Below are 25,440 nucleotides of genomic sequence, written 5' to 3'. Positions count from 1 at the left end.
GGGTATGGCTAAGGGTTGCCTAAGCACTACCGGTGCCTCGGGAAGCGCGTAATGTCCGCAGGGACTGGCTAAGCAGAGAAAAGCAGGAGTACGCAGTGACCTACGTGATCGCCGAGCCCTGCGTCGACGTGCTCGACAAGGCGTGTATCGACGAGTGCCCCGTGGACTGCATCTACGAGGGCGAGCGGATGCTGTACATCCACCCCGACGAGTGCGTCGACTGCGGCGCCTGCGAACCGGTCTGCCCGGTCGAGGCGATCTACTACGAGGACGACGTCCCCGACAACTGGTCCGACTACACCAAGGCCAACGTCGACTTCTTCGACACGCTGGGCTCGCCCGGCGGTGCCTCCAAGGTCGGCAAGACCAGCCACGACCCCGCCTTCATCAAGGCGCTGCCCCCGCAGGGCGAATGACGACCCGCCCCTTGCCCGACTTCCCCTGGGATTCGCTCGCCGAGGTCAAGGCCCGCGCGCAGGCGCATCCCGGTGGGATCGTCGACCTCTCCGTCGGCACGCCCGTGGACCCGGTTCCGGCCGGGATCCGCGACGCGCTGGCGTCGGTCTCGGAGATCCCGGGCTACCCGGCCACCCACGGCACGCCCGCGCTGCGGACCACCGCGGTGGAGGCGCTGGGCCGGCGCTACGGCGTGGAGGGTCTGGAGCCCGACGCGGTGCTGCCGACGATCGGGTCGAAGGAAGCCGTGGCCTGGCTGCCGCGGCTGCTCGGCCTCGGTCAGGGCGACACCGTCGTGATCCCCGAGCTGGCGTACCCGACCTACGAGGTGGGTGCGCTGCTGGCGGGCGCCGACGTCATCCGCGCGGACGGGCTCACGCAGCTCGGTCCTCAGCGTCCGGCCATGATCTGGCTCAACTCGCCGTCGAACCCGACCGGCAAGGTGCTCGGGGTCGAGCACCTGCGCAAGGTTGTGGAGTGGGCGCGTGAGCGCGACGTGATCGTGGCGTCGGACGAGTGCTACCTCTCGCTCGGCTGGGACGCCGAGCCCGTGTCGGTGCTGCACCCGTCCGTCCACGGTGGACGGCTCGACGGGCTGCTGGCCGTGCACTCGCTGTCGAAGTCGGCGAACCTCGCGAGCTACCGCGCGGGCTTCATCGCCGGCGATCCCCGGCTGGTCAAGCAGCTGCTGGAGATCCGCAAGCATGCCGGGATGATCGTGCCGCGTCCGGTGCAGGAGGCCATGGTGGCCGGCCTGACCGACGACGAGGCCGTCGCCGCGCAGCGCGAGCGTTACCTGCGCCGTCGGCTCGTGTTGCGGAAAGCGTTGCAGGACAACGGTTTCGAGATCTCCCACTCCGAAGCCGGGCTGTATCTCTGGTCCACGCGCGGGGAACCGGCGCTGGACACCGTCGCGTGGCTGGCCGAGCGCGGCATCCTCGTGGCGCCGGGCACGTTCTACGGCCCGGCCGGCGGCAACCACGTGCGCGTGGCGCTGACCGCCACCGACGAGCGCATCGACACCGCCGCGGAGCGGTTGAACTCCTGATTCCCGAGCGGGCGCGCTTCGGTGCGCCCGCTCAGAAATCGCGTCCCGTGAAGCCCCGGTAGACGAACCTCGTGAGCGCCTCGACGGCCTCGTCGTCGCTCGGCGCCGTCCAGCCCGTGGGTTCCGGGGCGGTGAGCCACATCTGCGCGAAGTTGTCGATCAGCTGGTACATCATCACGATGCTCAGCTGCGTCGACGCGGGCAGCTCGTAACCGGCGGCTGTGACGCGCTCGAGGTGTCCCGTGAGGTCGGCCGCTTGTGTGACGCCGAAGCTCGCGAGGGTGCTCGCGAACCCGTCGTGGACCATCGACGCCTGGCGCAGCGCCTGCATCGTGGCCGCGTTGGCCTTGTAGAAGTCCCAGTACTGGCGCACGTGCCAGCGCACGGCCTCGGGGTCGCTGAAGTCCGACAGGTGGCCCTCCGCGGCCGCCTCCTCGTCGCCCGCCGCGGCCAGGTCGCCCAGGAGTGCTTCGAGCAGCTCCTCCTTGCCGGCGAAGTGGTTGTAGAACGAGCCCGCCGCGCGGCCGGCTTCCGCCGTGATGTCGGTGATCTTCGTGTTCAGGTAGCCCTTGCGCGCGAACACGCGCTTGGCCGCCTCCTTCAACGCGGTCTCCGTCTCGGCGGCCTTCTCCTTGCGGCTCGTCGCCGTCATCTCGGCACCTCCCTTGACAGGAACGCTAGCAGCGCGCATGATGAATCCAGATTCATTGAATTCTAATTCACTGGAGGGGACATGGACACCGCAGTGCTGATCGCGGGAGCGGGCCCGACCGGCCTGACGCTGGCCATCGAACTGGCCCGGCGCGACGTCGCGGTCCGGCTCATCGACAAGGCGTCGGCGTTCTTCAACGGCTCCCGCGGCGACGGCCTGCAGCCCCGCACGCTGGAGGTTTTCGAGGACCTGGGTGTGCTCGACGCGGTGCTGGCCGCGGGCTCGCCGCAGTACCCGATGAAGGTCTACCTGGACGGCGAGTTCGTGCAGGAGCGCTGGATGAGCGACACCGTCGAGCCGACGCCCGCGGTGCCGTACCCGAACATCTGGTTCTTGGGGCAGTCGCAGACAGAGGGGATCCTGCGGGAGCGGCTGTCGTCGTTCGGGGTGCAGGTGGAGCTCGGGGTGGGGCTGGAGGGCTTCACGCAGTCTTCTTCGGGTGTGACGGCTTCGCTGTCGACGGGGGAGACGGTGGAGGCGGCGTACTTGGTCGGCGCCGACGGCGGCAAGAGCTTTGTGCGCAAGGCACTGGGGATTCCGTTCGAGGGCACAACTGATGAGTCGATCCGGATGTTGCTGGGGGACGTCCAGGCTTCGGGGCTTTCGCACGACTCGTCGTACTGGTTCGCGCCGGCTTCGTCGCCGATGAGCGGGGTGGCGTTCACGCCGCTGGCCGGTACCCCGCACTTCCAGTTCGGGGCGCCACTGGGGGATGGGGATCTGGCGGTGGAGACTTCGCTGCCGGCGTTGCAGGCGCGGCTGGACTCCGTGTCGGGCGGGGGGATTCAGCTGTTCGACCTGGCCTGGTCGACCGTGTGGCGGCCGAACATCCGCCTGGCTGCTTCCTTCCGCGTCGGGCGCGTGTTCTTGGCGGGCGACGCCGCGCACGTGCACCCGCCGACGGGCGGGCAGGGGCTGAACACCGGGGTCCAGGACGCGTACAACCTGGGATGGAAGCTGGCCTCCGGGTCCGCCGACTTGCTGGACAGCTACGAGCCCGAGCGGCGCGCGGTCGCGGCGCGGGTGCTGGGGATTTCGACGGCTTTGATGGAGAAATACACCGACGGGGATGAGGACGCGCATCGGCGGGGGTCGGAGACGCAGCAGCTGGATGTCGGGTACCGAGGTGGGCCGTTGGCTGGTGCTGGTGCCGGCTCGCTTCGGGCGGGGGACCGGGCTCCGGATGCACCGCTGGTGGATGCGAACGGCAAGTCGATGCGGCTGTTCGAGCTGTTCCGGGGGCCGCACGCTGCGGAGCTGGTTTTCGGTTCGGGTGTGGTGGGTTCGTCGGAGGTTCCGGGGTACCGGATCTTGCCCGCCGGGTCGGTGGCTTCGGGCCCGGACCTGGTGGACGTCGGCGGGCACGCGTACGCGGCTTACGAGGCCGCGGCGGGCCGCCGGGTGCTGGTTCGGCCGGACGGCTACGTCTGGTCGATCACGGCTTAGTGACTGGGGTTGAGTGGGTTGTCCACAGCTCCGTCGAGTTGTGGACGACTCGGTCCCCAACCGGCTTGACCACCGGTTTTGTCGGAGGTGGCCGATAGAATGGACATGGGGACGCCCCCCTGGGGAGGGCGGGGGCTGTCTGTCGGCGGGTGTTCGGTCAGAGAGCCGCGTGAGCCGCCTTGTCGATCCGGGCCCACACCGCCGGCCAAGCCGCCCGGGCCTCGGTGCGCTTCAGCAGTTCGTGTTCCGCAATCCGGCCCGCGATGAAGCCGACCTCGCTGTCGGCGCCGGGCAGGACGGAGCGCACCTTCTCGGCCGCGATCACCGCGTCCTGGTGGTCGCCGAGGACGGTTTGGAGTTTGCGGGTCGCCTTGACCAGGTCGGTGAGGGCGGCGGCCTGCTTCTTCTTCGCCGACGAGCAGGCCAGCTCGGCGGTGTAGCGCAGCTTCTTGCTGTAGATGCGCAGGGCGTGCAGGTCGTCGTCCGGCGGGTCGGACGGCAGGGCGCGCACGGCCTTGAGAAGGCGGCGGTAGGGCTTGCGGACGTCGGTGGCGAGGCTGCCCGACCCGAGCGGCGTGGGGTCGAGCTCGTGGTCCGGCGTGCGCGTGAGCTGGGCGATGCGCTGCAACAGCGTGGCGTAGCGGGCGCTCGACAGGGCGCGCGCCAGCCGCCGGCGGGCGGCGCCGCGTTCGGTGACGAACTTCGAGACCAGGCGACGGCCCGCGGGTTGGTCGCGGACCTCGAAGGTGGCGATCACCTCGCGCAGGTGGCCGATCAGCACGTCGTAGTCGCGGACCTCGCCGAGGGACTGGCCGAGCCAGCCCAGCTCGACGCGCACGGGCTCGGCGGAGCCGCCGATGAGCGCTCCGGAGGTCTTCAGCACACTGCGCATCCGCCGGAGGGCGACGCGCATCTGGTGCAGGTCTTCGGGATCCGCGCCGCTGCGGGTGCCGGGCTCGCGGGCCAGCAGCTCGCGCAGCTCGTGGTCCAGCTTGGCCCGGATGTGGGTGGCCGCCGGGTCCCGGGGGCCGGCTTTCGCGGGCTCGTCGGGCAGGCCGAGCTCGGCCGGGGTCGTCGGCTCAGGTGCGCGGCGGCGGGTCGAGGAGGGCAACGATTCGGTGGTCACGACATGAATGGTAGGTGAACCCGCAGGCAGAGTGGACGTGACGTGTGACGAAAAAGGGCGCGCCCCTGGTGGAGCGCGCCCCGTTTCGTAAAGGATCAGTTCGCGTGCAGCGCTTCGTTCAGCTCGATCCCGACGCCGGTGCGCGACACGACCTCCACCGCACCCGTCGCCGAGTTCCGCCGGAAGAGCGCACCCGAAATACCCGAGATCTCCCGGGCCTTCACGGTCTTGCCGTCGACGACGACCTTCGTGCCGGCCGTGATGTAGAGCCCGGCCTCGATCACGGAGTCGTCGCCGAGGGAGATCCCCACGCCGCCGTTGGCGCCGATCAGGCAGCGCTCGCCGATCCCGATGACCTCCTTGCCGCCGCCCGAGAGCGTGCCCATGATCGACGCCCCGCCGCCGACATCGCTGCCGTCGCCCACGACCACGCCCGCCGAGATGCGGCCCTCGACCATGGACGCGCCGAGCGTGCCGGCGTTGAAGTTCACGAAGCCCTCGTGCATCACGGTCGTGCCGGACGCGAGGTGCGCGCCCAAGCGCACGCGGTCGGCGTCGGCGATGCGCACGCCCGTGGGCAGCACGTAGTCGACCATCCGCGGGAACTTGTCCACGCCGTACACGGTCACCGCGCCACGGCTGCGCAGCCGCAGCCGGGTCTGCTCGAAGCCCTCGACGGGGCACGGGCCGTGGTTCGTCCACACGACGTTGGCCAGCTTGCCGAAGATGCCGTCGAGGTTCTGCCCGTGGGGCTGCACGAGCCGGTGCGACAGCAGGTGCAGCCGCAGGTAGGCGTCGTACGCGTCGGCCGGGGCCGTGGCCAGGCTGTCGATCGTCACGCGCACCGCGACGACCTCGACACCGCGGTCGGTGTCGGGCCCGAGCAGCGCTGCCGCGGCGTCGCCGAGCAGCTCGGTGGTCTCGGCGGCCGACAGCCGCTCGGTGCCACTGGCGCTGGTGCCGGTCAGTTTCGGGTGCGGGTACCAGGTGTCCAGCACCGTCCCGTCGGACGCGACGGTGGCCAGCCCGACGCCGACGGCGCCGGTCGTTTCGGGGTCAGGGGTCTGCTCGCTCACGCCGGTCACGGTAGTCGAGTGACGCGCCTCAACCCGTGGTGGCCTGCTGGTTCACGAGCTTCTTCACCGACGTGAGCGCGCCCGAGATGGTGATCAGCGCCTGCGTGCACGCGCCACCCGGGCTCGGCACGGTCGTGCACCCCGCCCCGCGGAACGCGCTCACGCCCTGGTCGAGCGCGGCCGCCGCGTGGTCGAGCGCCACGTCGACGGTCTTGCCGGCCGCTGCGCGCTCGTGCACCGACGCGGCCGTGCCGCCGACCTCCGTGACGAACTTCTCGCAGCCCTTCGGCAGCTGCGTCTGCGGGCTCGTGTAGCAGGCGTCGGCGGACAGCGCGTCGAGCTTGATCGGCAGGGCGTCCGGGCCCGGCGAGCCGGGGTTCGGGCCGGGCGTGGGGCCCGCCTCGGAGCCGCAGCCGGTCAGGACCAGGGTCAGGAGGACGCCGCCGAGAGCGACCAGGGAGCTTCGCGTGCGCACGTCCCTCACCGTAGCCCTCGCACCGGGTCGGTACGGTGCCGGTATGACCTCGTTGGACCTGCGCGCCGACCCCGCCGACCTCACCGCCACCCTCGTCGACGCGTTCAGCGTCTCCGGCGAGGAGGGCCGGCTCGCCGACGCCGTGCAGGCCGCGCTCACCGAGCAGGCGCCGCACCTCGAGGTCGTCCGCAACGGCGACGCGGTGCTCGCGCGCACGAACCTCGGCCGCGGCTCGCGCGTGATCCTCGCCGGGCACCTCGACACCGTGCCGGAGAACGCCAACCTCCCGTCGCACCGCACCGGATCCGGCGACGAGGAGCTGCTCCACGGCCTCGGCTCCGTCGACATGAAGGGCGGCGACGCGGTGTTCCTGCACCTCGCCGCCACGCTGCCCGAACCGAAGCACGACATCACCTTCGTCTTCTACGACAACGAAGAGGTCGAAGCGGTCAAGAACGGCCTCGGCCGCATCGAGCGCGAGCTGCCCGAGTGGCTGGCCGGCGACCTGGCCGTGGTCGGCGAGCCCTCCAACGGCACGATCGAGGCCGGCTGCCAGGGCACGCTGCGCGTCGAGATCCGCACGAGCGGGACCCGCGCGCACACCGCCCGCGCGTGGATGGGCGAGAACGCGATCCACGCCTTGGCCGAGCCCCTGCGCCGGCTCGCCGAGTACGCGCCGCGCGTGGTCGACATCGACGGCCTCACCTACCGCGAGGGCCTGCAGGCCACGAAGATCTCCGGCGGCGTGGCCGGCAACGTCGTGCCCGACGCCGCCGTGCTCACGGTCAACTTCCGCTTCGCCCCGGACCGCAACCCCACGCAGGCGGAAGCCCACGTGCGTGAGGTCTTCCACGGCTACGACGCCACGCTCACGGACCTCTCGCCGGGCGCGTTGCCTGGTCTTTCGGCCCCGGCGGCCGCCGAGCTCGTGGCCGCCGCCGGTGGCCGCGCGGCCGCCAAGCTCGGCTGGACCGACGTCGCGCGCTTCGCGGCGCTGGGCATGCCGGCCGTCAACTTCGGCCCCGGCAACCCGAGCCTCGCGCACACGCAGCAGGAACACGTGCACGTGGCGGAGATCCGCCAGGTGGCCGACATCCTGCGCAAGTTCTTGAGCTGACGGCCGGCCGCCGCGCCCTGCTCACCCACCCCCAATGTGGCATTGGGTGCGCTGAACGCACCGAACGCCGCATCGGGTGCGTTGGGCGCACCGAACGCGGCATTGGGGTGCTTGCCGCAACCCGGCGGCCGGGGGTGAGTGGCGAGGACGGCTAAGCGCGAACGGCCTGGATGTCGAGCTTGATCTCGATCGTCGAGCCGACCATGACCAGGCCTTTGGCCAGCGTCTGCTGCCAGTTGATCGTGAAGTCCTCGCGGTGCAGCTCGGTCGTGGCGATGGCGCCGAGCCGGTCGCCGTTCCACGTCCGCAGGCCCAGGTAGCCGGCGTCCAGCCGCACGCCGCGGCTGGCTCCGTGCAGGTTGAGCGTGCCGTCGATGCTCCAGCGGTCGCCGGGCGCGCGGCGGAACCGGTGCCCGTGGAAGCGGATCTGCGGGAAGCGGCGCACGTCGAGGAAGTCCGGGGACCGCAGGTGGTCGTCGCGCTTCTCGGCCGAAGTGTCGATGCTCGCGGCGTCGATCACGACCTCGACGGTGGAGTCCTCGATCTGCTTGCCGACGACGATGCTGCCCTGGAAGCTGCGGAACCGGCCGTGGACCTCGCACAGCCCGATGTGCCGCGCGATGAACCGGATGGCCGTGTGGTCGGGGTCGAGCACCCATTCGCCCGGGTCGGGGAGCTGGCGGTTGTCGTCCGGCACGAGCCGCAGGTCCGCGAGCGAGGTGTGGTCGCCGCTCACGACCTCGACGGTGCTGTTTTGTGCCTGGTAGCCGCTCGCGCTCACGGACACCGCGTATGTCCCGGCCGACAAGGTGCTCACTGCCAGGCCGAACTCGTCCGCGACGGCCTTCGTCTGACGCTGGCTGCGCTTGTGCAGCATCACCATCTGCGTGCCCGGGAGCGGGTGGCCGTTCTCGTCACCGACCCGCACACTCAGGAGTCCGGCATCGGCGTTGAACGTCACGGGCCCGCCACGCTGTCCGTTGCTTCGCTTGCGCCCGAACACGTCGTCTCCTCTGCTTGACTTTGTCGGGGCACGTTATCAGCGACGTCAACGGAAGCCGGACCTGTTGAGCCGTAGTGAAGTCCGGCAGCGGGATCCCGGGCAGCGGTTCCGGGGCCGGGGCCTGGTGTTTCAGGCCCCGGCGCCGGGTTCAGCGGCCTTCGAGCGAGCGGACGTTGTCGCCGAACGTCCAGTTCTTCGAGCCGTCCCAGTTGATGGACCAGGTCATCAGGCCCTTTACGCCTGAAACGGCACGATAGGCCTGCGAGACGAGGTTCGGCGCCATGTACCCACCGCCCGCGCCGGACTGCGCCGGTAGCCCGGGCACCTGCTTGTCGAGCGGCACCTTCACCGTCGTGCCCTGCACGACCAGGCCGTTGGCGAGGCAGTTGGTCTGCGTGGTGAAGCCCTGCACGGTGCCGGCCTCGTAGGAGTCACCGGAGCAGCCGTACATGGAGCCGTTGTAGTACTGCATGTTCAGCCACCACAGGCGGCCGTTGTCGGCGTACTTCTTGATGATCGGCAGGTACGAGCCCCAGATCGAGCCGTAGGTGACGCTGCCGCCGGTCACGTAAGCGGTTTCGGGCGCCATCGTGAGGCCGAAGTTCGACGGCATCTGCGCGAGCACGCCGTCGATGATGCGGATGAGGTTCGACTGCGAAGCGGAGAGCGAGTTGATGTTCCCGCTGCCGGTCAGACCAGTCTCGATGTCGATGTCGATTCCGTCGAAGTTGTACTTCTTGAGGATCGGCACGATCGTGCTCACGAACTTGTCCGCCACCGTCGACGACGACAGGTCGATGCCCGCCGCCGCGCCGCCGATGGACATCAGGATCGTGGCGCCCGAGGCCTTGGCGGCGCACATGTCGGCCGGGGTCGCCACCTTCACGCCGGCGTCCATGCCGTCTTCCCACAGCACCGTGCCGTCGGACCGGATGACGGGGAAGGCCGCGTTGATCACGTTGTAGCCGTGGGACTTGATGCGGGCGTCGGTGATCGGGACCCAGCCGAGGCCCGGGTGCACGCCGTTGGCGGCGCCGTCCCAGTTCTCCCAGTAGCCCTGCAGCACCTTCCCGGCGGGCTTCGACTTCGCCGCGCACGTGTCGGCCTGCACCGACGCCCCGGCGGTTCCCGTGAGCCCCGCCAGCGGCAGGGCGAGCGCAGCGGCCACCACCGCGCCGAAGATCCGTGACTTGCGACCGAACATACCGGCTCCCGTCTCGCGGCAACGCTGTCCCAGCACGCGGCGTTCCGGGGAACGGTAAGCGGCGAACGGAGCAGTTGACTACCTACGAACGAGTGGTCTAGACAAATGAGTGGTCTGGACAAGTAGATCGGGTTGGAGGAAGGAGATTCCAGCGATCACCCTCAAAGCAATCTTTGCCACTGGAGGGCTGAACAACTCGACGACCAACAGCTACGACTCGCTCAACAACCTGATCGGCCTGCCAGCTACACCTACGACTCGCTCTCCCGAGGTTGCCACGGTCACCGACGGACGCGGGGTCCGGCTGAACCACGGCTACGGCTAGCTCGACCGCGTGGTCTCGGTGACCAAGCACAGCAACGCTGTCGTGCTGCAGAGCGCGGCATCGGCCTCCCCTTGCCGGCGGTGTGATACATCGAGGATTCGCTCACGCGCGGCCAGTCGGTGGAGTGGACCTCGACCGTCGAGGTGCCGCCCGCACTGCCGGTTGGCTGGGACCCCCTCGCGCGCACGTTCCAGGTGCATCCGGCCGCGGCGGCCTGGCGCGAATCCGCGCCAGGCCGCCTCTGGCTCACGCCGCCCGCGACGCTTGCTCCACGCCGGCGGCAGGGGCGCGCTTTCTGCTCCCCCGCGTGTGGTTGAACAACACGTTGAGCACGAACGCGCACAGCGCTGTGCTGGTGATGGCGCTGCCGAAGACGATCTGCAGGCCCTGTGGTAGGTGCGTGTAGATGGACGGCGCCACCACCGGCACCATGCCGACCGCGATCGACAGGGCGACCACCAGCAGGTTGTGGTTGTCGGCGTAGTCGACCTTCTTGAGCACCCTGATCCCGACCGCGGACACCATCGCGAACATCACCAGCCCCGCCGCGCCCACCACCGGGTCCGGCAGCGACGCCACCACCGCCCCGAGCTTGGGCACGCAGCCCAGCACGATCAGCATGGCGCCGGTCGCCGCCGTGATCCACCGGCTGCGGATGCGGGTGATCTCGACCAGGCCGACGTTCTCGGCGTAGGCGGTGTCGATGAACGAGTTCATGATTCCGGCGAGCACTCCGGAGAGCCCGTCCGCGGCCAGGCCGCGGGCGAGGTCGCCTCTGGTGAGCGGCTTGCCGACCATCTCCGAGACCGCCAGCATGTCGGCCGTGGACTCGGTGAACGTCACCAGCATGACCACGCACATCGAGAGCACGGCGGCGATCGGGAAGTGCGGGGCGCCGAACTGGAACGGCATCGGGAACCCGAACCACGGGGCGCCGGCCACCCCGGCCAGGTTCACGAAACCGAGTGGTACCGCCACCGCGGTGCCCAGCACGAGCCCGATCAGCACCGCGGCCTGGCCGAGGATTCCCTTGAACAGCCGCATGAACGCGACGATGACCAGGATCACCCCGGCCGCCAGCGCCAGCCGCGGCACCGACGCGTAGCCCGGCGCGGTGCTGTCGCTCCCGGCGACCAGCTGCACGCCGACCCCGATCAGGGACAGCCCGATCACCGTGATCACCGTGCCGCTGACGATCGCCGGGAAGTACCGCACCACCCGCGCGAACAGCGGCGCGATGACGAGCCCGAAGATCCCCGCGAGCAGCATCGAGCCGTACACCGCTTGTAGCCCGTAGCCCTTGGTGATCAGGATCATGGGGGTGATCAGGGTGAACGTGGCGCCCGCCACGATGGGCAGCCGGACCCCGAGGATCCGGCCCACCCCTGCGCTCTGGATCAGCGTGATGACCCCGGACACGAGCAGGTCGGCGTCGACCAGCAGCGCGATCGTGTCGTGCGACAGGCCGGCGGCCGCCCCGAAGATGAGCGGGACCGCGATGCAGCCGGTGTACATGATGAACAGGTGTTGCAGGCCCAGCAGCAGCAGCCGGCCCGTCGGCGGTACCTGGTCGGTGGGGTGGCGGACCCCGTTCTCGGTGGAGGACATGCCGGCCTCCTAGCGGGCCGCGGCGGCGTTGAGGCGGGCGGCCTCGCGCTCCGCCGCGGCGTTCGGCCGAAGAGCCCGGGACCCGGCGAGCTTGGCGGCGATGTGGTCGGCCACGGTGGTCGGCGTGTAGAGCGGCTGCTCGCCTTCGGGCACGCACTGGGGCAAGACCTCGATGACAGCGTCGAAGTTGCCGTCGTGGAAGTAGGCGGCCGACCGGCGCGGGATCAACCGGCCCGTGCCGTCGGTCGGTGGCAGCACCCGGTGCAGGGTCGAGCGCCACTGGTCGTTCGTCCAGCGGGCCAGGGCGTCGCCGAGGTTGACCAGCAGCGCGCCGTCGGCGGGCAACACGTCGTGCCACGCCCCGTCGCCGTCGAGGATCTGCAGCCCCTGCACGGCGTCGGCCCACAGCACGGTGACGATGCCGTAGTCGGTGTGCGCCCCCATGCCCATCTGACCCCGGTCCACCACCGTCTCCTGCTCGGGCAGCCGGTAGTTGTTCATCCGCAGCACGTCGATCGAGTGCGTCGTGCGGGTGGCGAAGAAGTCCTCATCGAGGCCGAGCGCGAGCGCGAAGATGTCGGTGAGTCGGTGGGCCAGTGCGCCGGCGTGGGTCATCCACTCCGTGACCCGCTCCCGGAAACCGGGCACGGGTGGCCAGATGTTCGCCGGGTAGTGGTCGGCGGGCAGCTCCGGTGCCCCGGCCGCAGTCACGTCGGCGCCGACGTTGAACGCCTCGAACAGGTCTTCCGGGCTGGTCACACCGAGACTGAGGCTCACCTTCTCCGCGCGGGGCGGGGTGTAGCCGCGGTTGGTCTCCGGCGTCGCGGGGAGCCACTGTCGCTTCTCGTCCGCCGGCCGGGAGAAGAACGCGTCGATCGCCCTGGCGAGCCCGTCGGCCGCCGCGGCCGGGATGCCGTGCCCGACGATCTGCATGAAGCCGACCGTTCGGGCCGCCTCGTCGGCCGCCGCCGCGATCGCGGCCCGGTCGGACGCGGACCCGCCGGGCCAGCGGCTGAGGTCGATGAGGGGGACCTGCAGGGTGCCGGAGTGGGGACCGGACATGGTGGCACCGACCTTTCGCATCGAGCGCGGGGCGGCTGCCTCCGCACACCAGGTTCACCAGTGTGGTGACCTGTGTTGCGGACATGTAACGAACCGAAGAATCCCCCGTTTCGATTGGTGTCACCTATCGCCGGCGACGATCAGCACCACGCGCAACCGGTCCTCGTCCACCCGGGCCCAGCGGTGCCGGGTCGTGCCGGGGTGGAACAGGCAGTCGCCCGGATCGAGCCGCACGGACTCCTCGCCCTCGAAGTCGACTCGCAGTCGGCCTTCCAGGACGATCAGCGCCTCGTCGCTGTCCCGCCAGAACCAGCCGTCGATGTCCTGGCCCGGCTCCGCGATGTACTCGATGATCTCGGCGATGGCGCCCGAGCCGCGGGCAGTCCTCGAGGACGCCGTCTCGGGCCGTTCGTTCAGGGCGTCGAGCCGGCGATCCGCCGCCCGCACCACGCAGATCGGCGAGGCCGGCAACGCGGGCAGTAGGTCGGCGGGGGAGACGGCCAGCGCTTCGGCGAGCCGGTACAAGGTGTTGACCGACGGTGCGTGCAGCCCTCGCTCCAGCTGGCTCAGGAAGGGCTGGCTGATGCCGGCGCGCGCGGCAAGATCTCGTGTGGACAGCCCCGATCGCGTCCGCGCTGCTCGTACCGCGGCCCCGACAAGTGCCCCGGCTTCGCCGGCTCGTCCTGTGTCCGTCGCCATCACCACTCCCTTTTCGTTGAGTCCGACGATAGGCAACACCATCTAAGACTGGGTTGGCTACGTGCGCCGGACAGGGTGCTCACCGGACTGTTCGTGGTGGCTGCGGCGCGCCGCTCTCGGCCGGGGCCGGCTCGGCGCCGCCCGGACCGCAAGGGCACCGCTTCGCTGCTGCAGACGGCGACGGCGCGAGCAGCGGAAATCCACCATCGGGACCTGCTCACCGTCGCGGCCCTCGAGGTACTCGCAGACGACGACTGCGGTGCCTCGATGGCCGAACTCGGTCACGATGTGCCGTCGGGGTTCCCCCGAGTGTTCCTCGGATTCGAGGAACGCGAGGCCGTACCCCTCCGGCCGGCGGTGCTCGGGAAGCAAGAGCCTCTCCTCCAGTTCCGCGGAGCCGGGCTGCTCAGGCATTAGCATCGCGGTCGCGAAGTACTTGTCGAACACGTTCTTGATCGAAGCGACGTCGTCGTAGACGAAGTAGCCCCAGTTCTTCGAGCCGATCATGTCGAAGTTGAGGTACGCGGTGATCTTCGCCCGCTTGGCCGCCGCGATACTGTTCACGGAGAACTTCGAGCCGCGCATCCCCGACTCTTCGTCGGCCCACCAGGCGAACCGCACGCGCTGGGCCATCGCCGGATCGGTGCGCGCCGGCGTCAGCGCGACCTCCGGATCGACGCGCTGCCGGAACCGTTGTCGTTGATGCTCGGCCCGGCGCTCACGCTGTCGAGGTGCGCGCCGAGCATGAGCACGCGGTTCGTGTCGCCCTTCGGCCATTCCGCGACGAGGTTCTGCGTCCGACCGGCACAGCTCGTGCACGTCTGACGGGTCACGGTGTAGCGGCGGCGCGCAGCTTACCCTCCACATAGGACACTGAGGCCGCGTAACCACCACCGGCTGAGCGGTTGCCGCCGTTCTGGCGGGCGATGGTCTCCAGCTGGTTGAGGTGCGTCTTGATGTTGGCGAGCGAGATGTCCGGCGCTACCGCGGCCGCCGCGACGGACGGCTGCGTGAGCGCGCCCAACGCGAACACCGGCGTCGCCAGGCCTGCGGTGATCCCTCTTCTGCCGGTCATCGGGTTCCCTTCGGGGACGGGGATGATCACCGTGAGTAAAGGAGTCGTCACAGGGTCGGTCAATGCTCCGAATGGCCCAGGAAAGCATTACCCAGGCATTAATCAACCTCGAAAAACCCTTGAACATCAGGGCGTTTACCGGTCTGCGGTACGCGGCGCTACTTTCGTCGGGACTTGCCGTGAACCGGTCGTTGGTAGGTGTGGACCGGTGGTCCACAAGGGACCGTTCACCTCGCCGTCACCGACGTCGCCCGATGGTGGCGACGCTGGGGTTCTGCCTGGCGGGACGGCCCGTAGGCTGGGTTGGTGAGTGAACAGTCTGAGTTTCCGGACGGCCAGTACCCCGAGCGCCCGGTGGAGCGCCACAAGGGCCCGGTCGTGCTTCGGCGCGACCGTCGTGACCAGGGCAGCACCACCGACCAGCGGCTCCTGGACGCGCGCGGCCCGAGCGACTGGGTGCACACCGACCCGTGGCGGGTGCTGCGCATCCAGGCCGAGTTCGTGGAGGGCTTCGGCGCGCTCGCGGAGGTGCCGCGTGCGGTGACCGTGTTCGGCTCCGCGCGGACCAAGCGCGACGACCCCGAGTACGACCTGGGCCGCAAGATCGGCGGCGCGCTCGCCGAAGCCGGCTTCGCCGTGATCACCGGCGGTGGGCCGGGCGCGATGGAGGCCGTGAACCGCGGCGCGAACGAGGCCGGCGGCTTCTCCGTGGGCCTCGGCATCGAGCTGCCGTTCGAGCAGGGCCTGAACCCGTGGGTCGACCTGGGCGTGAACTTCCGCTACTTCTTCGCGCGGAAGACGATGTTCATCAAGTATTCGCAGGCCTTCATCTGCCTGCCCGGCGGCTTCGGTACGCTCGACGAGCTGTTCGAGGCGCTGGTGCTGGTCCAGACCAAGAAGGTGACCAAGTTCCCGGTGGTGCTGTTCGGCACCGAGTACTGGGGCGGGCTTTACGACTGGATCTCGAAGTCGGTGCTCGACGGCGGCAAGATCGGCGAGAAGGATCTCGACCTGCTGCACCTCACCGACGACATCGACGACGCGGTGCGCGTGGTCGAGGAGTCGTACCAGGCCTGGGAGGACACCCACTGATGAGCTCGTTGCGCCGGGTCTGCGTCTTCTGCGGGTCCTCGATGGGCTTCACCCCGGCGTACGCGGAGGCCGCCGCCGAACTGGGCAAACTGCTGGCCCAGCGCGGCATCGGCCTCGTGTACGGCGGTGCGAGCGTCGGCACCATGGGCGTGGTTGCCGACGCCGCGCTGGCGGCGGGCGGTGAGGTGATCGGCGTGATCCCCGAGGCGCTGTCCAGTGTGGAGATCGCGCACGCGGGCCTCACCGAGCTGCACGTGGTCTCCGACATGCACCAGCGCAAGGCCAAGATGGCCGCGCTGTCCGACGGTTTCCTCGCGCTGCCCGGCGGTGCGGGGACGTTGGAGGAGCTGTTCGAGGTGTGGACCTGGGCCCAGCTCGGCCTGCACTCGAAGCCCATCGGTCTCGTCGACGTCGGCGGTTACTACGGCCCGCTCGTGTCCTTCTCCGACCACATGGTCACCGAAGGGTTCCTGGGCGCCGGCTACCGCGACCTGCTGCTGGTCGACTCCGACGCGTCGGCGCTGCTGGACCGCTTCGCCGAGTACGCCCCGCCTGCGCCCCCGAAGTGGAACTGACGGATCAAGCAGCGCCTTCGCTCGGGCGCTTGTGGTAGGTGTCCACGTACTCCTGGCCCGAAAGCTCGAGGATCGAGTACATGACCTCGTCGGTCACGGAGCGGCGGATGGCCGACGACGAGTCCTGGCCCTCGTAGCGGGAGAAGTCCAGCGGGGTGCCGAACTTGATCTTGATCTTGCACACGTGCGGGATCTTCGAGCCGTCCGGCTGGATGCCCTCGGTGCCCCACAACGCGACGGGCACGACCTTCGCGCCGGTGGACAGCGCGAGCGCCGCGACGCCAGTGTGGCCGCGGTGCAGGCGGCCGTCGAGCGAACGCGTGCCCTCGGGGTAGATCGCGAACACGCCGCCGTCGTCGAGCACGCGCCGCCCGGCTTCCAGGGCGGCGAGGCCGGCGGAGGCGCTGCCGCGCTCGACGGGGATGTAGCCCAGCGCGTCGAGCGAGTTGGCGATGAAGCGGCCCTTCAGGCCCGTGCCGGTGAAGTACTCGGCCTTGCTGAGGAAACACACCTTGCGCGGCGTGGTGAAGGTGATCACGCCGGTGTCCAGCGCCGCGCGGTGGTTGGCCGCGAGCAGCACCGGTCCGTCGGCCGGCACGTTCTCCACACCCTCCACCTCGGGGCGGTAGATCGTGCGGACCAGCGGGCCGAGCACGAAACGGACGAGCAGGGGCAGCAAGGGGTCTCCCTCCGGCGGGCAGGTCGGTGGCACCAGCATGGCACGATCGGCCGATGAGCTGGTTCGAACGTCGCACCTGGCAGGAACCCGCGTGGACGCCCGCTGACATCCTGGCGGCCAAGCGTGACCGCACGGTTTCCGTGGTGCTGCCGGCGCTGGACGAAGAGCGAACTGTCGGTGACGTCGTCGCGTCGGTGCGGCCACTGCTCGGCAACGTCGTCGACGAGCTGGTGGTGGTCGACTCCGGTTCCACCGACGCCACCGCCGAGGTCGCGGCCGCGGCCGGCGCGAGGGTGGTGCACCGCGAGGACGTGCTGCCTGAGCTGCCGCCGCGCTCCGGCAAGGGCGAGGTGCTCTGGCGATCGCTGGCCGCGACGACCGGCGACGTCGTGGTCTTCCTCGACTCGGACCTCGTGGACCCGGACCCGGCGTTCGTGCCGGCGTTGCTCGGGCCGCTGCTCACCGAACCCGGCGTGCACCTGGTCAAAGGCTTCTACCGGCGTCCGTTGCGGCTGGAGAGCACCGGCGGCGGCCGCGTGACGGAGCTGCTGGCCCGGCCCGTGTTGTCCGCGTTGCGCCCGGCGCTGGGCGAGCTCGTGCAGCCGCTCGGCGGCGAGTACGCGGGCACGCGCGAGTTCTTCGAGTCGGTGCCCTTCGCCGGCGGCTACGGCGTGGAGATCGGCCTGCTGCTCGACGCCGAACAGCGCTACGGCCTCGACGGACTCGCCCAGGTCAACCTCGGCGTCCGCAAGCACCGCAACCGCTCGCTGCTGCAGCTGGGCGTGATGGCTCGGCAGATCCTCGGCACGGCCCTGGGCCGCTGCGGCGTGCCGACCGACGCCGACGCGCGGCTGACGCAGTTCGTGCAGGTGTCGGGGGAGTGGCTGCCCGACGTCAGCGAGATCCCCGTGCTGGACCGGCCGCCGATGGCGCAGGTGCGGGCCGCCCGTCCTCGAGGCTGAGCACGCGGTCGAAGCCGGCCAGGTGCTCAGGGCGGTGCGTCACGAGGACGACGGTCCCTTTTGCGTTCGCGAGGACGCGGGCGAGGACCTCGTCGCCGTGGGTTTCGTCGAGGCCTTCCACCGGCTCGTCGAGGACGAGGACCGGCGGGGCGGCGAGAACGGCACGCGTGAGGACCAGGCGCTGGCGCTGGCCGCCGGAGAGGGTGGTGGCGTCGCGGTCCAGGGGGACGTCGAGGTCGGTGACGGCGGACGCTCTTGGCGAGGCGATGAGGAGGTTTTCGCGGACGGTGGTGGCGAAGACGTGCGCGTCGGCGAGGGCGCCGGAGACCACCTGCGGGCTGGGGCCTTGGATCTGTTGACTGTCCACTGTGGCCCGGCCGGACGTGGGTGTGGTGAAGCCGAGCAGGACGTGGAGCAGGGTGGTTTTGCCGGCGCCCGACGGGCCGAGCACGCCCAGCCGGGTGCCCGGTGGGAGGTCGAGGTTGATGTTTTGGAGGGCGGGCTGTCGGCCCGGGTACTGGACTGTCACGTTCTCCAGCCTCAGGTGACCGGGTCCGGTGTGTTCGGGAGGCTCCGGCGGGGTGGTCGCCAGCAGTTCGCGCACGCGGTCCAGTGACGTCCGCAGCTCCGGGACTCGCTGGGCCGCGGCGATCAGGGGCAGGACGATCTCGAACAGCGCCAGCACGGCCAGTGTCAACGCGGCGGTCACCGGCAGACTGGCGCCGGCGAGCAAGGCCACGACTGCCGTCGTCGCGAGCTGGATGAAGGCGCCGGCCGCGGTCAGCGCTGACAGCCGGGTCGAGACGCTGCGGGCCCGCGCGGCGATCCCGTCGATCACGGTGTCGGCGGCTTTCGTCGCCTGAGGTTCGGCGTCGTAGGCCACGAGTTCATGGCGGCCGGTGACCAGCTCGACCGTGCGTTCGGCCAGCTCCTGCCGCGCGGACGAGGTGAGGGCCTGGCTCTTCGCCGTGACACGTGCGGCCAGCCACGGCAGCAGCGCACCCGCGATGAGCAGCCCGGCCACGAGCACCGCCGCGGCCGGGAGACTCACGAATGCCGTGACCACGGCCAACGCCAGGCCGACGATTCCCGCCACCGCAGCCGGAAGTGCCAGCCGTAGCACGGCGTCCTGTACGGCGTCCACATCGGACACAAGCCGTGTCACGAGGTCGGCGCCGGAATGTTCGGCGACGCGCCGTGGCACGAGCGCCGCGTACACCCGGGCCCGCAACGCGCCGAGATAACGCAGCACGACCTCGTGCCCGGCCAGGCGCTCGGCGTAGCGCAAACCACCGCGGGCCAAGGCAAAAACGCGAACCGCCACGATCGCGACGGTCAGCGCGGCGAGCGGCGGACGCTCGGCCGCCCGCATCAACAGCCACGCCGCCGTTCCGGTCAGCGCCAGCCCGGAGATCTCGGCCCCGGCCGCGAGCAACGCGGCCCGGAGCAGTCGCGCGACGTTCATCGGACCCCCAGCGGAACTCGGCCGCCCACGAGCGGGACGGAACGCGTCGCCATCTCGGCCAACGCGGGGTGGTGCGCGACGAACAACGCCGTGCGGCCGGGCAGCAGCGCCGCGGCCCCGTCGAGCACCGCCTGCTCGGTGCGCCGGTCGAGCCGCGCGGTGGGTTCGTCGAGCAGCACGAGCCCGGTGTCGGTTCGAGCAAGGGCGCGGGCGAGGCCGACGCGTTGCCGTTGCCCCGCCGACAATCCCGCGCCCAGCTCGCCGATGCGCGTCGCGTAGCCCTCGGGCAGCTCGGCGACGACCTCGTCGAGCGCGGCAGCGCGGGCGGCGGCGGGTACGTCGGCTCCGGAACCGAACGCGATGTTCTCCGCGACGGTGCCGCTGAACAACGTCGGCCGCTGCGGCAGCCACGCCGTGTCGCACAGCCAGGCCGCGTGGTCGAGGGACCGCAGGTCGACGCCATCCACGAGCACCCGGCCGGTTGTCGGCGTGACGAACCCCAGCAGCACGGCCAGCAGCGTCGACTTCCCGGCACCACTTGGCCCGGTGATGGCGACGTGGTCACCGCGACCGATCACGAGGTCCACTTCGGACAATGCGGTTACCTCGCCGTAGCGCACGGAAACACCGTCGAACTCGATCTCCGGCGGGCCCGCCGGCCGGGTCACCGTGCCACCGCGCCGGGCCGGCAGGGGAGTAGCCAAGGCTTCACGCATCGCCGTGAGCCCTTCGGCCGCCGCGTGGAACTTCGCGCCCGCCGCGCGCAACGGCAGGTACGCCTCGGGCGCGAGCACCAGCACGAGCATCGCCGTGTGCGCGGTGAGAGAGCCTTCGAGCAGGCGGAACCCGATGGGCACCGCGATCAGCGCGATCGACAGCGTCGCCACCAGTTCCAGGACCAGCGACGACAGGAACGCGACGCGCAGCGTGCCCAGCGTCGCGTCGGCGTGGGCGTCGGCCATCGCGCGCACGTGCTGGGCTTGCGCGCGGGCGCGGCCGAACAGCTTCAACGTCGGCAGGCCACGCACGGCGTCGAGGAAGTGCCCGCCCAGCCGGGTGAGCAGCGCCCACTGCCGTTCCGTGCGCGCCTTCGCGCGAGCCCCGACCAGCGCCGCGAACACCGGGATCAACGGCAGCGTGGCCACCACGATCAGCGCCGACGTGAGGTCCGTCGTGACCAGCCGCACCACCACGGCGACCGGCACGAGCACCGACGCGACGAGCGCCGGCAGGTAGCCGGTGAGGTACGCCGTGGTCGCGTCGACGCCCTTCGTGACCTGCGTGGTGACCACGCCGGCGTCGGCCGTCGACCCGAGCAGCCGCCGGCGAAGCCCGGCCTGGGCGTCGGCCGCGAACCGGCCGGTGACCACGCTTTGCCCCAGCGTGAGCAGCACCCGCGCGCCCACTGCGACAAGGAGCGTGACGCCCAGGCTGCCGCCGGTGAGCAGCGTCGCGAGGCCTTCGGCCTGCAACAGGACCACCCCGGCGGTCAGCGCGCCGAGGACTCCGAGCAGGACCAGGTACCGGCGCGAGCCGGGCAGTGACGGCATTTCTTTCCCCCTCTAGAAGTGCAGTAACGACTGCCGGTCGACCGGCCCGCGGTTCGCCCGCCAGGTCAGCCACTGCACGACCACCAGCACCACGAGCACGGGCACCGCGAACCACGCGAGCAGCCCCGCTGTCTCGGGTGCGGTGAAGGCGTCGGAAAGGGTCAGCGCGTACGCGGGGTCCGAAGTGGACACCAGAATCGTCGGGAACCGCAGCGCGCCCACCACCAACGCCGGGGTCGTCGACAGCAGCATCGCCGCGGGCAGCGCGAGCCGGTACCGCTTGGACCGCAGTCCGAACAGGACGGTCCCGAACGCGGCGAACGCCACCGCTGTCACCGCGATCGCGGCCCACGAGATCCCCGACACCGCCAGCGCGCCCCACGCCGTGGCCACCACCAGGAAGGTGCCGACCGGCGTGGCGAACGTCTTCGCGAACCGCGCCGCCCGGCCGGCGAGCTCCGCCGGGCCGCGCACGGTGAGGAACACCGCGGCCTGCAGCCCGAACAGTGCCACGAACCCGAGCCCCCACAGCACGGCGTACGGGTCGAAGAGCGCGAGCACGTCGTCGACCGGGTTGCCCTGGGCGTCGACCGGCAGGCCGAGCACGAGGTTGCCCAGGAACAGGCCCCACGCCAGCGTGGTCACGAGCGCGCCCGCCGTGATGCCGAACGACCACGGCCCGCGGCGCGCGTCGGGCCGGCGGCTGCGCAGCTGAACCGACGCGGTGAATGTGACGAGCCCCAGCAGCAGCGCCACCACCAGCACGTACGCGCCGGCGAACACCCGGCCCTCCAGGTGCGGGAACACGCCGAACAGCACCCCGACGGCGGCGATCAGCCACACTTCGTTGGCCAGGAAGAACGGCCCGAGCGCACCCAGCGCCCGCCGTTGCTTCGCCTCGTCGCGGCCGAGGCCGGGCAGCAGGAAGCCCACGCCGTAGTCGTAGCCGGCCAGTGCGAAATACCCGCCGAGCAGCAGCCCGAGCACACCCCACCAGATGGTCGTCATCGTCAGACTCCGCTCAGTACGGGGAGTTCGGGCTCCGCGGGCGCCTCTTCCGGCTCCGGCCCACGCCGCGCGATCCGCGACAGCAGCACCCAGTCCGCCACGGCGAGCGCCGCGAAGAGCACGCCGAACGCGATGAAGGAGAACAGGACCTGGCCGCCGGGCACGTCGGCGACCGCGTCGGCCGTGCGCAGCTTCCCCCAGATCAGCCACGGCTGGCGGCCGATCTCCCGCACGAGCCAGCCGCAGATCGCGGCCACGAACGGCAGCGCGATCGCCGGGACCATCAGGTAATGCAGGAACCGGGCGCGCATCAGCCAATTGCGGATCAGCAGGATCGTGCCGGCCAGCGAGCACAGCAGCGCAACGAACCCGATCCCGATCATCGCCGCCAGTGGCACCCCGACGGCACTCTCGCCGAGCTTGTCCGGCTGGTACTTCGCGAGCTCGCCGAACTGCACGAAGCCCTGGTTGATCGTGACGATGCTGCCGATCAGCGCCGTGACCACGCCGAACCGCATCGAGCGGGTGAAGAAGTCGACCTCCGCGGTGCGCTTGAGGAAGTGGTACGCGCTCACGCCGGTCACGAAGAAGCCGCCGGTCATCAACGCGCCGCCGATGACGTGCGGCAGCGACGCCACGAGCGCGGGGTTGGTGAGCAGCGCGCCGAAGTCGTCGAGGTGCAGCACCCCGCCCTGCAAGTGGCTGCCGACCGGGTTCTGCAGGAACGAGTTGGCGACCATGATGAACAGCGCCGACGCGTACGCGGTGAGCGTGACCAGCCAGATCAGCGCCAGGTGCAGCCACTTGTTCAGCCGGCCCCAGCCGAAGATCCACAGCCCCAGGAATGTGGACTCGAGGAAGAACGCCACCAGCGTCTCGATCGCGAGCGGCGCGCCGAATACGTCGCCGGCGAATGTGGAAAGCCCGGTCCAGGTGAGCCCGAACTGGAATTCCATCACGATTCCGGTCGCGATGCCCAGCGCGTAATTGATCACATACAGCCGGCCCCAGAACCGGGTCATGCGGAGCAGCTGCGGAGTGCCGCTGATCGTCGCGCGTGTCTGCATGACCGCTGTCACGGTCACCAAGCCCAGCGTGAGCAGCACGAACAGGAAGTGGAACGACGTCGTGGTCGCGAACTGGAGTCTTGCTATGGGTAGGGGGTCCATGCCGAGCGAGTGTATAGGTAGCGCAGCTACATGTAGCTGAGAAATCTATGAGATCCGGGTCATCTCAGGGTTTTACCCGGGTCCCCGGCGTGGAACGGGGGATTACGCTTCCGGGGACGACATGAGTAGACTGCCCACCTATGAAGGCGGACACGTTGCGCGGGCACCTCGACGCGTTGCTGCTGGCTGTGCTCGACGGCCGGAAGCTGCACGGTTACGCGATCATCGAGGCGCTCTCGCTGCGGAGTGACGGCGCGCTCGACCTGCCGACCGGGACCGTGTACCCGGCGCTGCGCAGGCTGGAGCGGGCCGGCTACCTGGCCAGTGAGTGGGACGTGGTGTCGGGGCGCAAGCGCCGCACCTACCGGCTCACCCGCTCCGGGCAGCAGGCGCTCGCCGCCGAGCGGGCCGAGTGGCGGGAGTTCACCACGGTGATCGGCGGCGTCCTGCGGGCGGAGGCATGACGGCGGGGGAGGTCCGCGTGAACGCGATCGAGGGGTACTTGAGCGATCTCGACCGGCGGCTCGTCGGCTGCCGATCGACGAAGGACGACCTGCTCTCCGAAGCACGCGACGGCCTGCACGACGCGGCCGACGCGTACCGCGAAGGCGGCTGGCCGGCCGAGGAAGCCGAGCGCCGCGCGGTGGCCGACTTCGGTGGCGTCGCGGTGGTCGCCGACGACTACCAGGCGGAGCTGTCCATGCACAGCGGCGTGCGCACGCTGTGGAAGCTCGTGCTCGGCGTGCCCGCGATGCAGCTTTCCTGGGACTTCGCCCGGATCCTCACCTTCGGCGACTGGACGCGCCTGTCGACCCCGACGCCCGAGTGGTACCGCGTGGCCACGCACTTCTCCCACGGCGCGGTGTTCGTGGTCCCCGCCGTGGGGCTCATCGCGCTGGTCTGCGCACGCTGGCTGAGCCGTCGCATCGACGGCGTCCGCCTGGCGCGCACGTGCGGGTACTTCATCGCCGGCGCCGTCGGCGTGAACCTCGCTTCGGTGCTCACTCTCGTGGTGGCGACGGGGTTCGTGGACGTCTCGCGGCTGTTCCTGTCCGTTCCGTGTGTGTTGCTGATGGTGGCGTATGTACTGCTGTCGGTGCGTCTGGTCGTGCTCGCGCGACGTTCCTGGGGCCGGTGTGCCACGATCGTGGCGTGACGACCGCGCTGATCTACCTCGTAGTCATGCTGCTGGTGGCCGCCGTGGTGTTCCTGCTCGCCGCCGTGGTGTTCGGCCGGGGCGAGGAGCTGGCCCCGCTGCCGCCGGGCAGCTCGCCCACGCGCCTGCCCGCCGAGGACATCACCGGCGAGGACGTGCGTCACGTGCGTTACCAGCTCGTGCTGCGCGGGTACAAGATGTCCGAAGTGGACTGGGTGATGCGCCGGCTCGGAGTGGAGCTCGACGAGCTGCGCGTCCGCGTCGCGGAGCTCGAAGCGGCCCAGCCGGAGCCGAGGCCCGCGGGTGAGTAGTGACCTGATCCTGTCCGTCGAGGTCGAGGCGCCGGCGGGCACGACGTGGCTGGCGCTCACCGACTGGCCGCGCCAGAGCGAGTGGGTGCTCGGCACCACCGTGCGCGTGCTCGAGGGCAACGGGCGCAGCGTCGGCTCGAAGATCGCGGCCACCACGGGGATCGGCGGCGTCGGGTTCACCGACACCATGGAGGTCACGGCGTGGGAGCCGCCGCTTCGGGTGACCATGCGCCACCTGGGCAGCCTTGTGCGCGGCACGGCGGCGTTCCAGGTCGTGGCCAACGGGCCGACCCGCTCAACGTTCGTCTGGGCCGAGCACCTCGACCTGCCGTTCGGGCTGATCGGGCGCCTCGGCTGGCCCGTGGTGCGCCCGGCGTTCTCGCTCGGGGTGCACCAGTCGATGAAACGGTTCGCGAACTTCGTGCAGGATTATTCGGTCGGTGAGCAGTGATCGATCTGCTGGGCCAGGACGGCGTCAAGCGCTGCTCCTGGGGGAACTCGACGCCGGACTACACCGCCTACCACGACGAGGAGTGGGGCGAGCCGCTGCACGGCGAGGCCGCGCTGTACGAGCGGCTGTCGCTCGAGTCGTTCCAGTCGGGGCTGTCGTGGATCACGATCCTGCGCAAACGGGAGAACTTCCGCAAAGCGTTCCGCAAGTTCCAGCCGGCGAAGGTCGCGCGTTTCGGCGACGCCGACATCGAGCGGCTGATGGCCGACGCCGGCATCGTGCGCAACCGCGCGAAGATCCTGGCGGCCGTCAACAACGCGCGCGCGATCGCTGATCTGGACGTGCCGCTCGACGAGCTGCTGTGGTCGTTCGCCCCGGCGAAGCACAAGCGGCCGCGGACGATGGCCGATGTGCCGGCCGTGACCGACGAGTCGAAGGCGATGGCGAAGGAGCTGAAGAAGCGCGGCTTCGCATTCCTCGGCCCGACCACTTGTTACGCGCTGATGCAGGCGACCGGCATGGTCGACGACCACGTCGCGGGCTGCTTCCGGGCGAACCGCTCGTGAGTGTTCCGTCCGGCCGGAACCGGA

At 70.3% G+C, this 25,440-nt stretch carries 29 protein-coding genes; 12 read left to right on the top strand and 17 right to left on the bottom strand.

Going from position 1 to position 25,440, the window contains the following annotated elements; translation table 11 throughout:
* Positions 1–95: 95 nt before the first annotated feature.
* Both fdxA and dapC read left to right on the top strand, forming a co-directional pair.
* Positions 96–416, top strand: a complete 321-nt coding sequence (gene fdxA / locus AB0H62_RS00950; RefSeq protein ID WP_220246384.1) for a ferredoxin — start codon at positions 96–98, stop codon at positions 414–416.
* The gene (gene dapC, locus AB0H62_RS00945; protein ID WP_220246385.1) at positions 413–1,504 is read left to right on the top strand and encodes a succinyldiaminopimelate transaminase; all 1,092 of its coding nucleotides are present in this window, start codon (positions 413–415) and stop codon (positions 1,502–1,504) included. Before fdxA ends, dapC begins: the two co-directional genes overlap by 4 nt.
* Before the next feature lie 31 nt (positions 1,505–1,535).
* Here the strand turns inward: dapC and AB0H62_RS00940 are convergent, their stop codons facing one another.
* On the bottom strand, positions 1,536–2,156 hold the full coding sequence (locus AB0H62_RS00940; RefSeq protein WP_360583351.1) for a TetR/AcrR family transcriptional regulator: 621 nt from the start codon (positions 2,154–2,156) through the stop codon (positions 1,536–1,538).
* 81 nt (positions 2,157–2,237) lie between these two features.
* Here AB0H62_RS00940 and AB0H62_RS00935 point away from each other — a divergent pair, with 81 nt between their 5' ends.
* Positions 2,238–3,662: an FAD-dependent monooxygenase gene (locus AB0H62_RS00935; protein ID WP_360583349.1), complete on the top strand. Its 1,425-nt coding sequence runs from the start codon at positions 2,238–2,240 to the stop codon at positions 3,660–3,662.
* A gap of 157 nt (positions 3,663–3,819) precedes the next feature.
* On the opposite strand, the gene AB0H62_RS00930 is transcribed toward AB0H62_RS00935, so the two are convergent.
* The 3 genes from AB0H62_RS00930 to AB0H62_RS00920 all read right to left on the bottom strand — a co-directional run bounded on the left by AB0H62_RS00930 (position 3,820) and on the right by AB0H62_RS00920 (position 6,339).
* Entirely contained in the window at positions 3,820–4,788 is a 969-nt protein-coding gene (locus AB0H62_RS00930; RefSeq protein WP_220246388.1) for a CHAD domain-containing protein, read from the bottom strand.
* Between the two features lie 95 nt (positions 4,789–4,883).
* Complete coding sequence (dapD, locus tag AB0H62_RS00925) at positions 4,884–5,864, bottom strand: 2,3,4,5-tetrahydropyridine-2,6-dicarboxylate N-succinyltransferase (protein ID WP_220246389.1); 981 nt, start codon at positions 5,862–5,864, stop codon at positions 4,884–4,886.
* 28 nt (positions 5,865–5,892) lie between these two features.
* Positions 5,893–6,339, bottom strand: coding sequence for a hypothetical protein (locus AB0H62_RS00920; protein ID WP_220246390.1), 447 nt, complete (start codon positions 6,337–6,339; stop codon positions 5,893–5,895).
* A gap of 43 nt (positions 6,340–6,382) precedes the next feature.
* On the opposite strand from AB0H62_RS00920, the gene dapE reads away from it, so the two are divergent.
* On the top strand, positions 6,383–7,456 hold the full coding sequence (gene dapE / locus AB0H62_RS00915) for a succinyl-diaminopimelate desuccinylase (RefSeq protein WP_220246391.1): 1,074 nt from the start codon (positions 6,383–6,385) through the stop codon (positions 7,454–7,456).
* A gap of 151 nt (positions 7,457–7,607) precedes the next feature.
* On the opposite strand, the gene AB0H62_RS00910 is transcribed toward dapE, so the two are convergent.
* The 8 genes from AB0H62_RS00910 to AB0H62_RS00875 all read right to left on the bottom strand — a co-directional run bounded on the left by AB0H62_RS00910 (position 7,608) and on the right by AB0H62_RS00875 (position 14,432).
* On the bottom strand, positions 7,608–8,459 hold the full coding sequence (locus tag AB0H62_RS00910; protein ID WP_220246392.1) for a YceI family protein: 852 nt from the start codon (positions 8,457–8,459) through the stop codon (positions 7,608–7,610).
* Positions 8,460–8,607: 148 nt separating this feature from the next.
* Positions 8,608–9,663: a chitinase gene (locus AB0H62_RS00905; RefSeq protein WP_220246393.1), complete on the bottom strand. Its 1,056-nt coding sequence runs from the start codon at positions 9,661–9,663 to the stop codon at positions 8,608–8,610.
* Positions 9,664–10,234: 571 nt separating this feature from the next.
* Entirely contained in the window at positions 10,235–11,596 is a 1,362-nt protein-coding gene (locus AB0H62_RS00900) for a nucleobase:cation symporter-2 family protein (protein WP_360583345.1), read from the bottom strand.
* Between the two features lie 9 nt (positions 11,597–11,605).
* Positions 11,606–12,658, bottom strand: a complete 1,053-nt coding sequence (locus tag AB0H62_RS00895; RefSeq protein ID WP_360583343.1) for a 2-oxoglutarate and iron-dependent oxygenase domain-containing protein — start codon at positions 12,656–12,658, stop codon at positions 11,606–11,608.
* Between the two features lie 120 nt (positions 12,659–12,778).
* Positions 12,779–13,357: an XRE family transcriptional regulator gene (locus AB0H62_RS00890; protein WP_360583341.1), complete on the bottom strand. Its 579-nt coding sequence runs from the start codon at positions 13,355–13,357 to the stop codon at positions 12,779–12,781.
* Positions 13,358–13,414: 57 nt separating this feature from the next.
* Positions 13,415–13,990, bottom strand: a complete 576-nt coding sequence (locus AB0H62_RS00885; protein WP_360583339.1) for a M28 family peptidase — start codon at positions 13,988–13,990, stop codon at positions 13,415–13,417.
* A gap of 23 nt (positions 13,991–14,013) precedes the next feature.
* Positions 14,014–14,190, bottom strand: coding sequence for a M28 family peptidase (locus tag AB0H62_RS00880; protein WP_360583337.1), 177 nt, complete (start codon positions 14,188–14,190; stop codon positions 14,014–14,016).
* Positions 14,187–14,432, bottom strand: coding sequence for a hypothetical protein (locus AB0H62_RS00875; RefSeq protein ID WP_360583335.1), 246 nt, complete (start codon positions 14,430–14,432; stop codon positions 14,187–14,189). Before AB0H62_RS00875 ends, AB0H62_RS00880 begins: the two co-directional genes overlap by 4 nt.
* Before the next feature lie 306 nt (positions 14,433–14,738).
* Between AB0H62_RS00875 and AB0H62_RS00870 the strand changes: the two genes are divergently transcribed.
* Together AB0H62_RS00870 and AB0H62_RS00865 are read left to right on the top strand one after the other, a co-directional pair.
* Positions 14,739–15,524 (top strand): TIGR00730 family Rossman fold protein, encoded by a 786-nt coding sequence (locus AB0H62_RS00870; RefSeq protein WP_220246397.1) that lies wholly within the window; start codon positions 14,739–14,741, stop codon positions 15,522–15,524.
* Positions 15,524–16,099: a TIGR00730 family Rossman fold protein gene (locus AB0H62_RS00865; RefSeq protein WP_220246398.1), complete on the top strand. Its 576-nt coding sequence runs from the start codon at positions 15,524–15,526 to the stop codon at positions 16,097–16,099. Before AB0H62_RS00870 ends, AB0H62_RS00865 begins: the two co-directional genes overlap by 1 nt.
* A gap of 4 nt (positions 16,100–16,103) precedes the next feature.
* On the opposite strand, the gene AB0H62_RS00860 is transcribed toward AB0H62_RS00865, so the two are convergent.
* Positions 16,104–16,778, bottom strand: a complete 675-nt coding sequence (locus AB0H62_RS00860) for a lysophospholipid acyltransferase family protein (RefSeq protein ID WP_220246399.1) — start codon at positions 16,776–16,778, stop codon at positions 16,104–16,106.
* Positions 16,779–16,831: 53 nt separating this feature from the next.
* On the opposite strand from AB0H62_RS00860, the gene AB0H62_RS00855 reads away from it, so the two are divergent.
* Positions 16,832–17,740: a glucosyl-3-phosphoglycerate synthase gene (locus AB0H62_RS00855; RefSeq protein ID WP_360583332.1), complete on the top strand. Its 909-nt coding sequence runs from the start codon at positions 16,832–16,834 to the stop codon at positions 17,738–17,740.
* On the opposite strand, the gene cydC is transcribed toward AB0H62_RS00855, so the two are convergent.
* Genes cydC through AB0H62_RS00835 form a run of 4 tightly spaced genes read right to left on the bottom strand, consistent with a single transcriptional unit; the run spans position 17,673 to position 22,932 of the window.
* Positions 17,673–19,205, bottom strand: coding sequence for a thiol reductant ABC exporter subunit CydC (gene cydC / locus AB0H62_RS00850; protein WP_360583330.1), 1,533 nt, complete (start codon positions 19,203–19,205; stop codon positions 17,673–17,675). The genes AB0H62_RS00855 and cydC overlap by 68 nt on opposite strands.
* The gene (gene cydD, locus AB0H62_RS00845; protein ID WP_360583328.1) at positions 19,202–20,755 is read right to left on the bottom strand and encodes a thiol reductant ABC exporter subunit CydD; all 1,554 of its coding nucleotides are present in this window, start codon (positions 20,753–20,755) and stop codon (positions 19,202–19,204) included. The genes cydC and cydD overlap by 4 nt, the downstream gene beginning before the upstream one ends.
* Positions 20,756–20,767: 12 nt before the next feature.
* Positions 20,768–21,763, bottom strand: coding sequence for a cytochrome d ubiquinol oxidase subunit II (locus AB0H62_RS00840; RefSeq protein WP_360583326.1), 996 nt, complete (start codon positions 21,761–21,763; stop codon positions 20,768–20,770).
* A gap of 2 nt (positions 21,764–21,765) precedes the next feature.
* Positions 21,766–22,932, bottom strand: coding sequence for a cytochrome ubiquinol oxidase subunit I (locus AB0H62_RS00835; RefSeq protein WP_360583324.1), 1,167 nt, complete (start codon positions 22,930–22,932; stop codon positions 21,766–21,768).
* Positions 22,933–23,072: 140 nt separating this feature from the next.
* Between AB0H62_RS00835 and AB0H62_RS00830 the strand changes: the two genes are divergently transcribed.
* The 5 genes from AB0H62_RS00830 to AB0H62_RS00810 are packed head-to-tail and all read left to right on the top strand — an operon-like array spanning position 23,073 to position 25,416.
* Positions 23,073–23,396: a helix-turn-helix transcriptional regulator gene (locus AB0H62_RS00830; RefSeq protein WP_220246405.1), complete on the top strand. Its 324-nt coding sequence runs from the start codon at positions 23,073–23,075 to the stop codon at positions 23,394–23,396.
* 17 nt (positions 23,397–23,413) lie between these two features.
* Positions 23,414–24,088 carry a permease prefix domain 1-containing protein gene (locus AB0H62_RS00825; RefSeq protein ID WP_255638671.1) on the top strand — a complete coding sequence of 225 codons (675 nt, stop codon included), beginning with the start codon at positions 23,414–23,416 and terminating at the stop codon, positions 24,086–24,088.
* Entirely contained in the window at positions 24,085–24,399 is a 315-nt protein-coding gene (locus tag AB0H62_RS00820; protein ID WP_220246407.1) for a DivIVA domain-containing protein, read from the top strand. The genes AB0H62_RS00825 and AB0H62_RS00820 overlap by 4 nt, the downstream gene beginning before the upstream one ends.
* On the top strand, positions 24,392–24,850 hold the full coding sequence (locus AB0H62_RS00815) for an SRPBCC family protein (protein WP_360583321.1): 459 nt from the start codon (positions 24,392–24,394) through the stop codon (positions 24,848–24,850). Before AB0H62_RS00820 ends, AB0H62_RS00815 begins: the two co-directional genes overlap by 8 nt.
* On the top strand, positions 24,847–25,416 hold the full coding sequence (locus AB0H62_RS00810; RefSeq protein WP_360583319.1) for a DNA-3-methyladenine glycosylase I: 570 nt from the start codon (positions 24,847–24,849) through the stop codon (positions 25,414–25,416). Before AB0H62_RS00815 ends, AB0H62_RS00810 begins: the two co-directional genes overlap by 4 nt.
* The last annotated feature ends 24 nt before the right edge of the window (positions 25,417–25,440 follow it).

The sequence above is a fragment of the Amycolatopsis sp. NPDC050768 genome (genome assembly GCF_040654155.1).
Classification (GTDB): Bacteria; Actinomycetota; Actinomycetes; order Mycobacteriales; family Pseudonocardiaceae; genus Amycolatopsis.
This window is presented reverse-complemented; position numbering and strand designations above follow the sequence as displayed.

Coding starts and splice junctions, on each gene's coding strand:
- dapC (WP_220246385.1), top strand. CDS start 413: ATGACGACCCGCCCCTTGCCCGACTTCCCCTGGGATTCGCTCGCCGAG.
- AB0H62_RS00940 (WP_360583351.1), bottom strand. CDS start 2,156: ATGACGGCGACGAGCCGCAAGGAGAAGGCCGCCGAGACGGAGACCGCG.
- AB0H62_RS00935 (WP_360583349.1), top strand. CDS start 2,238: ATGGACACCGCAGTGCTGATCGCGGGAGCGGGCCCGACCGGCCTGACG.
- dapE (WP_220246391.1), top strand. CDS start 6,383: ATGACCTCGTTGGACCTGCGCGCCGACCCCGCCGACCTCACCGCCACC.
- AB0H62_RS00905 (WP_220246393.1), bottom strand. CDS start 9,663: ATGTTCGGTCGCAAGTCACGGATCTTCGGCGCGGTGGTGGCCGCTGCG.
- AB0H62_RS00900 (WP_360583345.1), bottom strand. CDS start 11,596: ATGTCCTCCACCGAGAACGGGGTCCGCCACCCCACCGACCAGGTACCG.
- AB0H62_RS00895 (WP_360583343.1), bottom strand. CDS start 12,658: ATGTCCGGTCCCCACTCCGGCACCCTGCAGGTCCCCCTCATCGACCTC.
- AB0H62_RS00890 (WP_360583341.1), bottom strand. CDS start 13,357: ATGGCGACGGACACAGGACGAGCCGGCGAAGCCGGGGCACTTGTCGGG.
- AB0H62_RS00885 (WP_360583339.1), bottom strand. CDS start 13,990: ATGGCCCAGCGCGTGCGGTTCGCCTGGTGGGCCGACGAAGAGTCGGGG.
- AB0H62_RS00875 (WP_360583335.1), bottom strand. CDS start 14,432: ATGACCGGCAGAAGAGGGATCACCGCAGGCCTGGCGACGCCGGTGTTC.
- AB0H62_RS00865 (WP_220246398.1), top strand. CDS start 15,524: ATGAGCTCGTTGCGCCGGGTCTGCGTCTTCTGCGGGTCCTCGATGGGC.
- AB0H62_RS00855 (WP_360583332.1), top strand. CDS start 16,832: ATGAGCTGGTTCGAACGTCGCACCTGGCAGGAACCCGCGTGGACGCCC.
- cydC (WP_360583330.1), bottom strand. CDS start 19,205: ATGAACGTCGCGCGACTGCTCCGGGCCGCGTTGCTCGCGGCCGGGGCC.
- cydD (WP_360583328.1), bottom strand. CDS start 20,755: ATGCCGTCACTGCCCGGCTCGCGCCGGTACCTGGTCCTGCTCGGAGTC.
- AB0H62_RS00840 (WP_360583326.1), bottom strand. CDS start 21,763: ATGACGACCATCTGGTGGGGTGTGCTCGGGCTGCTGCTCGGCGGGTAT.
- AB0H62_RS00835 (WP_360583324.1), bottom strand. CDS start 22,932: ATGGACCCCCTACCCATAGCAAGACTCCAGTTCGCGACCACGACGTCG.
- AB0H62_RS00830 (WP_220246405.1), top strand. CDS start 23,073: ATGAAGGCGGACACGTTGCGCGGGCACCTCGACGCGTTGCTGCTGGCT.